12 protein-coding genes are annotated in these 12,733 nt (G+C 68.7%); 5 read left to right on the top strand and 7 right to left on the bottom strand.

The genetic code is table 11. The annotated features are described in order from the left end of the window. Window positions 1-23: 23 nt before the first annotated feature. The 4 genes from DV20_RS15900 to DV20_RS15915 form a co-directional block, all read right to left on the bottom strand. On the bottom strand, window positions 24-518 hold the full coding sequence (locus DV20_RS15900; protein WP_043780796.1) for a GNAT family N-acetyltransferase: 495 nt from the start codon (window positions 516-518) through the stop codon (window positions 24-26). Beyond that, window positions 511-2,679 carry an NAD-dependent DNA ligase LigA gene (gene ligA, locus DV20_RS15905; protein WP_043780797.1) on the bottom strand — a complete coding sequence of 723 codons (2,169 nt, stop codon included), beginning with the start codon at window positions 2,677-2,679 and terminating at the stop codon, window positions 511-513. The genes DV20_RS15900 and ligA overlap by 8 nt, the downstream gene beginning before the upstream one ends. Before the next feature lie 11 nt (window positions 2,680-2,690). Next, on the bottom strand, window positions 2,691-3,395 hold the full coding sequence (locus DV20_RS15910; RefSeq protein WP_043780799.1) for a hypothetical protein: 705 nt from the start codon (window positions 3,393-3,395) through the stop codon (window positions 2,691-2,693). Window positions 3,396-3,480: 85 nt separating this feature from the next. Next, on the bottom strand, window positions 3,481-4,518 hold the full coding sequence (locus tag DV20_RS15915; RefSeq protein ID WP_043781011.1) for a uroporphyrinogen decarboxylase/cobalamine-independent methonine synthase family protein: 1,038 nt from the start codon (window positions 4,516-4,518) through the stop codon (window positions 3,481-3,483). A gap of 121 nt (window positions 4,519-4,639) precedes the next feature. Here DV20_RS15915 and DV20_RS15920 point away from each other — a divergent pair, with 121 nt between their 5' ends. The 5 genes from DV20_RS15920 (at window position 4,640) to DV20_RS15940 (ending at window position 8,999) form a co-directional block, all read left to right on the top strand. Next, window positions 4,640-5,464: a phospholipid scramblase-related protein gene (locus DV20_RS15920; RefSeq protein ID WP_043780801.1), complete on the top strand. Its 825-nt coding sequence runs from the start codon at window positions 4,640-4,642 to the stop codon at window positions 5,462-5,464. A 105-nt stretch (window positions 5,465-5,569) separates the two neighbouring features. Next, window positions 5,570-6,613, top strand: a complete 1,044-nt coding sequence (locus DV20_RS15925; protein ID WP_043780802.1) for an MBL fold metallo-hydrolase — start codon at window positions 5,570-5,572, stop codon at window positions 6,611-6,613. Between the two features lie 203 nt (window positions 6,614-6,816). After that, window positions 6,817-7,092, top strand: coding sequence for a GNAT family N-acetyltransferase (locus tag DV20_RS15930; protein ID WP_235190855.1), 276 nt, complete (start codon window positions 6,817-6,819; stop codon window positions 7,090-7,092). A gap of 10 nt (window positions 7,093-7,102) precedes the next feature. Further along, window positions 7,103-7,555 (top strand): GNAT family N-acetyltransferase, encoded by a 453-nt coding sequence (locus tag DV20_RS15935; protein WP_043780804.1) that lies wholly within the window; start codon window positions 7,103-7,105, stop codon window positions 7,553-7,555. 184 nt (window positions 7,556-7,739) lie between these two features. Next, entirely contained in the window at window positions 7,740-8,999 is a 1,260-nt protein-coding gene (locus tag DV20_RS15940; protein WP_043780806.1) for a DUF222 domain-containing protein, read from the top strand. Between the two features lie 7 nt (window positions 9,000-9,006). On the opposite strand, the gene mnmA is transcribed toward DV20_RS15940, so the two are convergent. The 3 genes from mnmA to DV20_RS15955 all read right to left on the bottom strand — a co-directional run bounded on the left by mnmA (window position 9,007) and on the right by DV20_RS15955 (window position 12,731). Then, complete coding sequence (gene mnmA, locus DV20_RS15945) at window positions 9,007-10,098, bottom strand: tRNA 2-thiouridine(34) synthase MnmA (RefSeq protein WP_043780808.1); 1,092 nt, start codon at window positions 10,096-10,098, stop codon at window positions 9,007-9,009. A gap of 4 nt (window positions 10,099-10,102) precedes the next feature. Further along, window positions 10,103-11,299 (bottom strand): cysteine desulfurase family protein, encoded by a 1,197-nt coding sequence (locus DV20_RS15950; RefSeq protein WP_043780811.1) that lies wholly within the window; start codon window positions 11,297-11,299, stop codon window positions 10,103-10,105. A gap of 64 nt (window positions 11,300-11,363) precedes the next feature. Continuing rightward, window positions 11,364-12,731, bottom strand: coding sequence for an MFS transporter (locus DV20_RS15955; RefSeq protein ID WP_043781013.1), 1,368 nt, complete (start codon window positions 12,729-12,731; stop codon window positions 11,364-11,366). Window positions 12,732-12,733: the final 2 nt, after the last annotated feature.

Consider the following 12,733-nt stretch of genomic DNA (forward strand, 5'->3'; position numbering starts at 1 on the left):
TCCCTTTCGCGACAAGGCCCAGGTCAGACGTCGATCTGGTAGGCGACGAGCGTGATGTGCGGAAACGGCCGCCAATCGCGCTCGGCCAGGCGCGTGAACCCGAGGCGCTCGTAGAGCCGATGCGCGCTGTGCATCCGGTCGAGGCTGCTCAGGACCACCTTCCGAAGCCCCAACGCGCGAGCCCGGTCGAACACCGCCTTGATCAGGGCTTCGCCGATACCGCGACCACGCGCCGACGGCGCCACCGCCAGCATCCGGAACTCCAGCTCGCCCGGACGCGAAATCTCGGCGTACTCGGACCCGGGGTGCACGATGGTCACGGTGCCGACCACCTCCCCCGCCCCATCCACGGCCACGAGGACCTCCGCCTCCTCGACCCGCCGCGCGACGTCCCGCAACTTGGCGTCGTAACCGACATCGTCGGCCAAGTGGCCGTCGGCCTCATAAGCCAGCACCGTGACTTCGCCCGCGGCGGCGTACTCCTCGACCCGCGGCGGCCGGATCTCGACATCACCCATCCGTTCCCCCAGTCTCGTCTTCGGCGGTTTCCTCGCCGACCGGCAGCGCCACCTCCCGCGCCGCGTCGGGGCCCTGCTCCAGCAGGACGCGGAAGCCGGCTTCGTCGAGCACCGGCACCTTGAGCTGAACCGCCTTGTCGTATTTCGAACCAGGCGAATCCCCGACGACGACGAACGCGGTCTTCTTCGAGACCGACCCGGCGGCCTTGCCGCCGCGCGCCATGACGACTTCCTTGGCCTCGTCGCGCGAGAAGCCGTCGAGCGAGCCCGTCACCACGATCGAGAGACCCTCGAGGTGGCGCGGGATCGACTCGTCGCGCTCCTCTTCCATCCGCACGCCGGCGCGTCGCCACTTTTCGACGATCTCGCGATGCCAAGCCACCTCGAACCACTCCTGCGTCGCGTGGGCTATGGTCGGGCCGACGCCATCGACCGCCGAAAGCTCCTCTTCGGTGGCCTGCTCGATCCGCTCGATCGAGCCGAACTCCCGGGCCAGCGCCTGCGCCGCGGTCGGCCCGACGTGCCGGATCGACAGGGCGACCAGCACCTTCCACAGCGGCCGGTCCTTCGCCGCGTCGAGGTTGGCAAGCAGCTTCCGCGCGTTCGCCGACAACTCGCCCGCCTTGGTGCGGAACAGTTCGACCTCGGCGAGGCTGTCCTCGTTCAGGTCGAAGATGTCGCCCTCGTCGGCGACGACCCGTGCGTCGAGCAGCGCGTTCGCCGCCTCGTACCCCAGGACCTCGATGTCGAACGCGCCGCGCCCGGCCAAGCTGAAGAGGCGCTCCCGCAGCTGGGCGGGACAGAAGCGGCTGTTCGGGCAGCGAATGTCCTTGTCGCCTTCCTTCTGGTAGGCGAGTTCTGTGCCGCAGGCGGGGCAGTGCGTGGGCATGACGAATTCGCGTTCATCGCCGGTGCGCGCGTCCACCACCGGCCCGAGGACCTCGGGGATGACGTCGCCGGCCTTTCGGATGACGATCCGATCGCCGATCTTCACACCCTTGCGCTTGACCTCCTCCTGATTGTGGAGAGTCGCCCGCGCGACGGTGGACCCCGCGACCTTGACCGGCTCGGTGACCGCGAACGGGGTCACCCGCCCGGTGCGGCCGACGTTGACCTGGATGTCCAGCAGGGTGGTGATCGCCTCTTCCGGCGGGTACTTGTAGGCGATTGCCCACCGCGGCGCGCGCGACGTCGTGCCCAGCCGTCGCTGCAGCGCCACCCGGTCGACCTTGATGACCACGCCGTCGATTTCGTGCTCGGCGTCGTGCCGGTGTTCACCCCAGTAGGCGATGTGCCCGGTGAGCTCTTCGGCCGACGTCAGGACCTTACTGTGCGGCGACACCGGGAGCCCCCAAGCGGTCAGCGCGTCGTACGCCTCCGACTGGCGCTGGGGCTCGAAACCTTCGCGCTTGCCGAGCCCGTGGCAGATGAGCCGCAGCCGGCGCTCACGAGTGATCTTGGGATCCTTCTGCCGCAGCGAGCCGGCCGCGGTGTTGCGCGGGTTCGCGTACGGCGGCTTGCCCGCCTCGACCATCTTCGCGTTCAGCTCGAGGAAGTCCTCCACGCGGAAGAAGACCTCGCCACGCACCTCGACCAGAGCGGGCACGGGGAACTGGTCCGTGCCGGTCAGCGTCTCCGGCACCTGATCGAGCGTGCGGACGTTCAGCGTGACGTCTTCGCCGGTCCGGCCGTCACCCCGGGTCAGCGCCCGGGTCAGGTGGCCGTTTTCGTACAGGAGGTTGATCGCCAGGCCGTCGATCTTCAGCTCGGCGAGAAATTCCGTCTGCCCGACTTCCTTCTCGACGCGCTCCACCCAGGCGAGGAACTCGTCCCGGTCGAAGACGTTGTCCAGGCTGAGCATGCGTTCGAGGTGATCGTGCGCGGTGAACTCGGTCGAGAACGTGCCGCCGACCCGCTGGGACGGCGAATCAGGCGTGACCAGTCCGGGGTACTCGTCCTCGAGCCCCTGCAGCTCGCCCAGTAACTCGTCGAACTGCCCGTCGGAGATGATCGGCGAGTCCAGGACGTAGTAGCGGAACTGGTGGTTCCGCAGTTCCTCGGCGAGGGCGCCGTGGCGCTCGCGCACGTCCGCTGGGACGTCGGTGACGTCCTCGGCGTCCACCACCTCAACCTGGTCCTGGGGAAGTTCGGTGCTGCTCACGGGTGGTAACCCTAGCCGGAGGTACCGACATTTTCGTCCGGTCCGCCGCCCAGCCCACGGACCAGTTCACGGAACTCCAGAAGAGTGATGGCACCCGCCGGTTCGGCCTCCGCGGTCTCGACGCGCCGTAACCGTTCAGCGGCGAGCCGTTCACCCAATGTCGCGTCGAGTGGCAGGAAGGTCATGGTCCGCCGGGTCGCGTCGTCTAGGTAGCCGAAGCGCGGGTGGAAGACGGCGACGTCGACCACGTGCTCGTCGTCGTCCACCTGCGCGACGACCCGGACATCGGCCAGCGCGATCCGGTGCTCGCCGAGGTTCACGGTGACCTCGGTCGGATCGGGCACCGGCGGGACCGAGTCGTGGTACTCCCAGATCGCGTCGTCCGGCGGCGCGGCTGCGCGCCACGCGTCGGTGAACGGCCGCACTTCGGGATCTTCCTGACCGGTCACGACCAGGGCGTAGATCGCCTGGCGGCCACGCTCGAGCGAGAAGTGCAGTCGCGGGTGCAGTGACTCCACCAGCTGGCACAGCTCGTGCTCGACGCGGTGTGGTTCGCCCTCGCCCAGTGCCGCGCTGACCATCGGGAGCAGCTCGAACCAGCCGTGCCAGAACGCCTCCGCGGCAGCCGCCGGATCGTCCGGCACAGGCTGCTCGGGCCACGCGGTGCGCGGGTCGGGCGGATCGGCGGCGGCGCTCTTGCGGCGGAACAGACGCATGGTTTCGGGTGGTCCTCGTTCGGTCGGCTACCTCGACAACGCTACTTGCCGGCCGCGGCGGACGTCGGCGAGTTGCCGGATTCCGTCACCAGCCCTCCGGCGGTTCGACGAAGGCTTTGCCGAGGTCACGAGTGAGCGAGAGGGCCCGGCGCATCCATTCCGGCGTCGCGCCGGCCAAACCGCAGGCGGGGGTCGGAACCGCCCGTTCGGCGAGGACGCTGCGGTTGAAGCCGAGCCGGTCGGCCAGCCGGAACGCCGGCTCACCGACGTCCTTCAGACTCGGCGAGGCCCCCGAGACCGTTGCCGGCACCGCGCCCAGGAAGAGCGTGGCCCCGCCGTCCCACACCTCGCCGATCTCGTCGAGGAACTCGGCAGAGGCGCCGTCGAGCGCGGCCAGGTCGAAGGCCAAGGCGTCCGCACCCGCCTCGCGCAGCAGCGCCAAGGGCGGTTTCCCGGCGCAGCAGTGCAGGATGACCGGGCGGTCGGTGATCCGTCGAGCGCCCTCGATCACGGTGTTCAGCAGCTGCCGGGCCTCGGGCTCCGGCACCGCCGGGACGCTCCCGTAACCGGACGGCGTCGACAGCCCGCCTGCCAGCACCGCGGGCAGCGACGGTTCGTCGAACTGGACCACCACCGGCGCGCCGGTCCTGGCCCGCACTTCCGCGACATGTTCGGCCAGGCCGTCCAACAGGGACGACGTGAAATCCCGCAAGGCCCCGCGATCGGTGAGCACCCGATGGCCCCGGGGCAGTTCGATCCCCGCGCCGAGCGTCCACGGCCCGGCCAGCTGGACCTTGAAGACCGGCGGAACCACGCCGGCCTTTTCACGCGCCTCCTGCACGGCGTCGAGATCCCAACGAAGCAGATCGACGGCCCGGCGATGCTCGTGCCCGGGCCGGGACGCCACGCGATAGCCACTCGGCACGACGTCGACAGCCAAGTCGACGAGCAGCGCGGCGGTCCGGCCGAGCATGTCCGCGCCGACGCCACGGTCCGGCAGCTCGGGCAGATGCGGGAAGTCGGGCAGCTCACCGAACACGACCGCGGCCGCTTCGGCGGGATCATTGCCCGGCATCGAGCCGATCGCCGTCGCGGCTCCACTGGGCCAGATTCGCTCACTCACGACCACCCATTCTGGTCGACCCTCGCGCGCCGGCACCGGGCGGGGCGCCCGGATGCGGACATTCACCGCATATCCCTTGACTGGCACCATGAGCGCGTTCACGGCGATAGGCTGACCGGCCATGACGAGTTCGCCACCGCAGCCGGGCTGGTACCCGGACGCGCGGGATCCCCGTCTGCACCGATGGTGGGACGGCCAGGCCTGGACAGCCGACACCCGGCCGGCTTTCCCCTCCCCGCCACCGAGTGATTCCGCGCCGATCGAGCTGGACATCGAACGCGGCCACGACCCGGCCCGGATCCAGAACCAGGTCAATCGCGCGACACGCGGCCGAGGTGGCACGCACGCCGGGGGCGGCACCCTGTTCACCGAGCCGGTCCTCGTGGTCAACCAGCGCGCCAAGCTGATCGAGATGGCCAACGAGTTCGGCGTCTTCGACCAGCACGGCAACCAGCTCGGCGGGGTCGTCGAGGTGGGCCAGAGCACGCTGAAGAAGGCGATCCGGCTCCTCACCAAATACGACCAGTTCCTGACCCACAAGTTCGAGGTTCGCGACACCAACCACAGCACTGTGCTCAAGGTGACCCGGCCGGCGAAGGTGTTCAAGTCCCGGTTCCTCGTCACCAGGGCCGACGAGACGCCGATCGGCGAGATCGTCCAGGAGAACGTCTTCGGCAAGATCCGGTTCGGCTTCATCGCCGACGGCCGCTCGGTCGGCGGGATCTTCGCCGAGAACTGGCGCGCCTGGAACTTTTCGATCCGCGACCACGCCGGCACCGAGGTCGCCCGGGTGACCAAGACCTGGGGCGGTTTCCTCAAAGCCGCATTCACCACGGCCGACAACTACGTCGTGGAAATCCCCCATCCGCTGCCGGATCCGCTCGCCAGCATGGTGGTCGCCGCGGCCTTGACGATCGACACGGCCCTGAAGCAGGACACCGACTGACCGAGTGACCGGAGTCTCATCTCCTCCCGGTGGACAGCGGGCCCGGCACGGCTCAGCCTGAAGAAAGGCCGGGACGCCGCAGTCTCGCCCGGGACGGAGGTCACCGTGGAACCGTTGCCGGAAAGCAGCGACAGGAACTGGACCGAACCCGGAATCTACGAGGTCTCGTCCGGCGTCTACCGGATCCCGTTGCCGCTGCCCAACGATGCTCTGCGCGCGGTCAACGTCTACGCGGTCACCGACGGCCGGAAGCTGGTTCTCGTCGATTCCGGGTGGGCGCTGACCGTGGCCCGCCAACAGCTCGCCGAGGCCCTCAGCGGGATCGGCGCGCAACTCGCCGACGTCAGCGAGTTCCTCGTCACCCACGTGCATCGGGACCACTACTCGCAGGCGGTGGTCCTCCGACGTGACTTCGGTTCGAAAATCGCGCTCGGCCAGGACGAAGAGCCATCACTGAAGGCATCGGGCAATCCTGATCGCCTGCCCATGGAAGCCCAGGTCGACCTCTTGTTCCAGGCGGGAGCCGGCGAAGTCGTGGAAGCGCTGGCCCGGCAGTTCGGCACCAGCCGCCGGCACACCGAAGCCGACCTCTGGGAAGCACCCGACGAATGGCTGACACCAGGTCCGCGGCCGATCCTGCCCGGGCGCGAATTCGAAGTCGTCGCCACTCCGGGCCACACGTCCGGGCACGTCGTCTTCGTCGACGACACGGCCAACCTGTTGTTCTCCGGCGACCACGTCTTGCCGCACATCACGCCCTCCATCGGATTCCAGCCGGTGCCGGCCGAGCTGCCGCTCAACGACTTCATCGAATCCCTTCGCCTGGTGCGCGGCATGCCGGACCGCCGCATGCTGCCCGCCCACGGCCCGGTGTCCGAAAGCGTGCACACTCGCGTCGACGAACTGCTGGACCACCATCGTCTGCGGCTCGAGACGACGGCCGCGCAAATCGCCGCCGGGGCGACCTGTGCGTACGAGGCCGCACACCGGATCGGCTGGACCCGCCGCAACCGCAAGCTGTCCGAAATGGACTCCTTCAATCAGATGCTCGCGGTCCTCGAAACCGCCGCACACCTGGACCTCCTGGTGTCGCAAGGGAAACTGAGCTCCCAAGCTGTCGACGGAGTTCGTCGTTACGCGCTGACCTGAGGCGTACGCGACCGACACCGCCAGTAGCCACCTCATCGCAGTTAGGTCCACCGTCCGGCCTCCTGCATACTGGGTGAAATGGAGGTCATCAGACGTGCCCGGGCAACGGACATCGAGGCGCTCGTGCGCTTGTTCGACGCACCGGGCGAGCCGTTGGCTGCCGCACTCCGGGACCTCATGACCACCCGCACGTCACTCTGGTGGTGGCCGAGGACGACGACGGTGTCGCCGGCACCGCACAGCTGACCGTGCTTCGCGGTCTCGCCTGGGACGGCGCACCTCGCGGCCTGCTCGAGGGCATCCGCGCGGTGCGGCGCGGAGTGACCAGCGCACTCCTGACCTGGGGCATCGACGAAGCCCGCCGGCGCGGCTGCAAGCGCATCCACCTCGATTCGGGACTCAACCGCGGCGACCTACGAGACTTCTACGCACGCCTCGGTTTCGAGTACGGCTACCAAGGATTCACCCGCGTCCTGTGATACTGACGCCGTGGCCGACTACACCATCCGCAGGGCACGGCGAGAAGACATCGATGCGATCGTGCGCATGCTGGCGGACGACCAGCTCGGCGCCACCCGGGACGATGCCGGCGACCTCGAGCCGTACTTGCGCGCCTTCGACGAGATCGACACGGACCCCAACCAGGTTCTGGTGGTCGTCGCGATCGACGACAAGCCTGTCGGCACCTTGCAGCTGACGATCATTCCTGGTCTCGCCAGGCGCGGCGCGACTCGCGGTCAGATCGAGGCAGTGCGGATCCACGCCGACCATCGAGGCACCGGCCTGGGAGCCGACCTCGTTCGCTGGGCGATCGACGAATCACGGCGGCGCGGGTGCGCCCTCGTGCAGCTGACGTCGGACACCTCCAGGACGGACGCGCATCGGTTCTACGGGCGCCTCGGCTTCATACCCAGCCACACGGGGTTCAAGCTCAAACTCTGACCATCGGCGGCCGCTACCCGCACCGAGATACCAATTGTCCACTTCGGACATAGAACCTCCCAGCTCGGACATCCACACACGCGAACGATCCACAAACAATGGGGGTTCGTCAAGCGAACGGTACGAACGGTCCGTTCGTGCGCTTTTGATGACTTTCCTCGTGAACCGTCGTACCGTCGGATTCATGACACCTTCACAACCAGTCCGCAAGCTCGTCCCGTCATCTGTCCAGAGCGCCGACGGTGAACTCCCGTTCGTGCTCCGATCGGTCCGCGCCGACCCGAACACGTTGCAGCGCATGAAAGACGACCAAGTCGTCGGTCTGATCCGCGATACCGACGCGGAGATCTCGAAGCTGCAAGCCTTGCAGCTGAGAGCGATCGCGGATCTGAGCGTGCGCCGGAGACGGGCGCCCAGCGCGTCGTCGGAAGTCGCACTGGCCTTGTCCATAACGGAACACCGCGCCAGTGCGATCGTTTCTGCGGCCAACGCCCTAATAGCCCGTCTCCCCCGCATGCTGAACCTGATGGACGACGGCCGGCTCGACCTCTATCGCGTCATGAAGGTCACCGACGCGACGGCATGGCTTTCGGGGGAACACGCTCGCGTCGTCGACGCGACGCTCGAGGACCGGGTTCCGGGCCGGAACGCGACCCAAGTTCGCCGAGCCGCGACTTACGCGGCCGCACAGGTCGATCCTGAGGGTGCTGCGCTTCGCACGGAGCGAAAGCTCGTCGAGCGGCGCGTCACCGTGCACCACCAGGACAGCGGAGTGAGCCATCTGTCGGTCAACAGCGCGCCGACCGAGAAGGCCACCGCCGCCTATGCCCGCGTCGACCAGGCCGCCCGGGCGTTGAAGACGCCGGACGAACCCCGAACGCTGGATCAGCTCCGGGCGGACGTGGCCATTGATCTGCTGCTCAGCGGCACCGGTGGCCCGAGCGAACGCACCGAGGTCTTCCTGCACATCGACCTGGCCACCTACCTTGGCCTCAACCAGACCCCCGCCGCGCTGGCGGGTCGCGGACCCATCGCGGCTGCCCTCGCTCGCCACATCATCGGCGGGCCTGACACGACGCTGCGCCGGGTTCTCACCGACCCGCGGACCGGTCATGCGGTCGAGCTGTCTCCGACGCGTTACTCGGTCGAGACGAACGAGTTCATCCGGGTTCGGGACCAGGAGTGCCGACAGCCCGGATGCAGCCGCCCCGCACAGAGATGCGGGATCGAAGCGACTCGCATGAAGGGCGCGGCGGACCAGGCCGTCACGTTCTGCTCGCGGCACAGCAAGCTGCGAGGACAGCCTGGGTGGGACTACGAAGTCACCTCGGACGGCACCCTCAACGTCGCGACGCCGTCAGGACAGGTGCTTTCGACAACACCACCGTCGATGCACCCCGTCCGCCGACGGGCGAACCGGCTGTGGAAGAAGCCACGGAAGTGACCGATGATCAGCGGGTGCCCGAGATCTTCGCGCTGCCGAGAACGACGTCCCCGCCCTCGGAATCGGGGCGGTAGAGAACGACGACCTGACCAGGAGCGACTCCGCGCAGCGGCTCACGCAAGTGCACCGTCATGGTGTCGTCGTCCACCTCGGCGACCGCGTCCACGATGCCCCCGTGGGCCCTGACCTGGACCACGCATTCGGTGGGTTCGGTCAACGGCCGGCCACTGGGCCAGATCGCCCGGTCGGCCTCGATCACCTTGACGCCGAGCCCGGCCACGGAGCCGACCTTGACGGAGCCCGACACCGGTTCGAGCGACAGGACGTACCGAGGACGGCCATCCGGTGCCGGGGCGTCGATGCCGAGGCCCTTGCGCTGGCCGACCGTGAACCCGTGAACCCCGGTGTGCCGGCCGAGGACCGCGCCCGTTTCCGCGTCGACGAGTTCGCCGGGACGCTGCCCCAGCCGGTTCTCCAGGAACTTCTTGGTGTCGCCGTCCGGGATGAAGCAGATGTCGTGACTGTCCGGCTTGTTGGCAACGGACAGGCCTCGTCGCTCCGCCTCGGCACGCACCTGGGTCTTCCAGGAGCCGCCCAGGGGGAACATGGCGTGGCTGAGCTGCTCCGGAGTCAGCGAGGCGAGGACGTACGACTGGTCCTTGCCGCTGTCCGCGCTACGACGCAACTCAGGCACACCGTCCACCACGGAGAGGCGCGCGTAGTGGCCTGTCGCGACCGCGTCGAATCCGAGCGCCATCGCCTTCTCGAGCAGCGCCTCGAACTTGATCTTCTCGTTGCAGGTGACACACGGATTCGGGGTGCGTCCGGCAGCGTATTCGCCGACGAAGGTTTCGACGACCTCTTCAGTGAATCGCTCGGCGAAGTCCCAGATGTAGAAGGGGATTCCGAGGATGTCAGCGGCCCGCCGGGCGTCGTGCGAGTCTTCGATCGTGCAACACCCGCGCGAGCCGGTCCGCAAGGTCCCCGGCTTGGCCGACAGGGCCAGGTGCACACCGACGACGTCGTGCCCGGCGTCCACCGCGCGCGCCGCGGCGACCGCCGAGTCCACTCCTCCGCTCATCGCGGCCAAAACCCGCATTGCCTTACACCTCTTGCTTCTGGGTCTGCTTGCGCATTCCGGCGAGGCCGGCCTGCCGGGCGCGCATGACGACGCCACCGATCTCCGCAGCCACGGCCTCGACGTCCGCTGCAGTGGATGTGTGGCCGAGGGAGAAACGAAGGGAACCGCGAGCCGCCGCCGGATCGGCCCCCATGGCGAGCAAAACGTGGCTCGGCTGAGCAACGCCTGCAGTGCACGCAGATCCCGTCGAGCATTCGATGCCCTTGGCGTCGAGCAGCATCAACAGGCTGTCGCCGGCACATCCGGGGAAGGTGAAGTGGGCATGGCTCGGCAGTCGCTGGCCCTCTCCACCGTTGAGCACGGCGTCGGGTACCTCGCGTCGGACGGCCTCGACGAGGCCGTCTCGGAGTTCCTCGACGCGCTTCGCGTATTCGGCTCGGCCCCCGACGCTGATTCGCACCGCAGCCGCGAAGCCCACGATCGCCGGGACGTCCAGCGTGCCGGAGCGGACATTGCGCTCCTGACCTCCACCGTGCAGCAGGGGTGCGCAAGGTACGTCGCGGCCGAGCAGAAGCGCGCCCACGCCGAATGGACCACCGAGTTTGTGCCCGGTCAAGGTGAGCGCAGCGACGCCGCTGGCGGCGAAGTCGACCGGAGCAGCGCCGACAGCCTGCACCGCGTCGGTGTGGAACGGGATATCGAACTCGGCGCAGACGGCCGCCAGCTCGGCGATCGGGTTGATCGTGCCGACCTCGTTGTTCGCCCACATCACGGTGGCCAACGCCACGGTCTCGGGGGCCTCGGCGATGGCGGCCCGGAGTACATCAGGTTGCACTCGCCCCTGGCTGTCCACGTCGAGCAGAGTGACCTCGGCGTCGCTGTGAGCCTCGAGCCATTCGACGGTGTCGAGCACGGCGTGGTGCTCCGCGGCGCCGCACAGGATGCGGCGGCGCTGCTCCTGCTCGCCGCGGCGAGCCCAGTAGATGCCCTTGATCGCGAGATTGTCGCTCTCGGTTCCCCCACCGGTGAAGATCACCTCGGAGGGCCGGGCGCCCAGTGCCTCGGCGATGGTTTCGCGGGCTTCCTCGACCATCCGGCGAGCCCGGCGGCCCGAAGAGTGCAGCGCCGAGGCGTTGCCCACGGTGGACAGCGCCTCGGTCATCGCCGCTATGGCTTCGGGCAACATCGGAGTGGTCGCCGCGTGGTCGAGATAGGTCATCGCTGTTCCAGGGTAGTCCGCTCCAGCGCGTGACGAAGCCCACCCTGGTCGTCGAAGTGGGCTGTCACACCTTTGACGGCCACCGCCCGGTCAGCCGGACACCCGTCATCGCCAGCGCCACCGAGGCCACGGTGAGCAGGGCCATCGCCGGCGACGGGTCGAGAACCGAGCCGACCACACCGAGCAGGACGCCGCCCAGGCCGATGAGCAGGGCGCAGCCGACCCAGTCGGCGAGCTGAACCGCCGAGGTGTTGAATCCGCGCTCGCCTTCGGGCGAGTAGCGGAGCAGGAGGACGGAAATCGCGGGCATGGCGATCCCCATGCCCGCGCCGCCGACCGCGCATGCCACAAACGCGACCCATCCGGGGAACCAGGGCTGCGAGACCAGACCGAAGCCGACCAGGCCCGTCGCGACCAGCCAGAACCCGGTGCGCAGCGATGCCTCCCGCGACCACTCGAGGTATCGGCCTTGCACGGCCGACGCCGCGGACCAGCCCAATGCCGTGATCGTCAGTGGCAGGCCGGCAAGGGCGGGGCTGTAGCCGTGGACCGCGCTCATCGTCAGCGGGAGGTACGCCTCCATCCCCGCGTAGGCACCGGCGATCAGGGCACGGGACGCAACGACCGTCGGCAGGCCCGGACGAGAGGTCAACGTCCCGGCCGGCAGCAGCGTCCTCAGTGCGTAGACCAAAGCGACCAGCCCGACAGTGCCGTAGCCGAGCGCGACGAGCGACTGGTGCTGGGCTGCCCACGTCAACGCCGCGACGCCGAGCGCCGCGATGATCGCCTGAGGCACGCTTGCCCGCCGGCCGCCTGTGGCGGGTTCGTGCGCGGGCAAGCGCCGGACGACCACGACCAGCATGAGCACGCCGACAGCCAGGAACGGGACCAAACCGAGGAAGACCCAGCGCCAGCCGACGCTGACCGTCACGATCCCGGCCACCGAAGGCCCGATGACTGCCGGCAGGACCCAGGCGGCAGCGTTCGCGGCGTAGATGACCGGACGTTCGTGGTCGGTGAAGGTCAGCGCGATCAGGAGCGAGACCGACACGAGGAGCAGTCCCGAGCCGAAGCCCTGCAGCGCGCGGCCCAGCAGGAGCATTGGCATTCCGCTCGCCGTCCCCGCGACCACGAGGCCGGCCGCGAACAGCGCGGGCCCGGCGAGCAGCGCCGGTGCCGGGCCGCGGCGGTCGCCGATCCGGCCCGAAAGCACCGTCGCGACCACGCTCGAGATCAGGAAAAACGTGAAAGGCCACGAGTAGAGCGACTGCCCGTGGAGGTCGGCGACGAGGGTGGGCATCGCCGTCGCCACGCCCATGCTCTCGAACGCGACCAACGTGACCACGAGCAGCAGCGCGATCGTGGTCAGCCGGTGGTCCGCACTCCAAAGCACACTTCGGCGAGGGGGTGCGGAGTCGATCGTCGAGGCCATGA

Source organism: Amycolatopsis rifamycinica (assembly GCF_000695625.1).
Taxonomy (GTDB): Bacteria; Actinomycetota; Actinomycetes; order Mycobacteriales; family Pseudonocardiaceae; genus Amycolatopsis; species Amycolatopsis rifamycinica.

Coding starts and splice junctions, on each gene's coding strand:
- DV20_RS15920 (WP_043780801.1), top strand. CDS start 4,640: ATGACGAGTTCGCCACCGCAGCCGGGCTGGTACCCGGACGCGCGGGAT.
- DV20_RS15940 (WP_043780806.1), top strand. CDS start 7,740: ATGACACCTTCACAACCAGTCCGCAAGCTCGTCCCGTCATCTGTCCAG.
- DV20_RS15900 (WP_043780796.1), bottom strand. CDS start 518: ATGGGTGATGTCGAGATCCGGCCGCCGCGGGTCGAGGAGTACGCCGCC.
- mnmA (WP_043780808.1), bottom strand. CDS start 10,098: ATGCGGGTTTTGGCCGCGATGAGCGGAGGAGTGGACTCGGCGGTCGCC.
- DV20_RS15955 (WP_043781013.1), bottom strand. CDS start 12,731: ATGGCCTCGACGATCGACTCCGCACCCCCTCGCCGAAGTGTGCTTTGG.
- DV20_RS15910 (WP_043780799.1), bottom strand. CDS start 3,395: ATGCGTCTGTTCCGCCGCAAGAGCGCCGCCGCCGATCCGCCCGACCCG.
- DV20_RS15950 (WP_043780811.1), bottom strand. CDS start 11,299: ATGACCTATCTCGACCACGCGGCGACCACTCCGATGTTGCCCGAAGCC.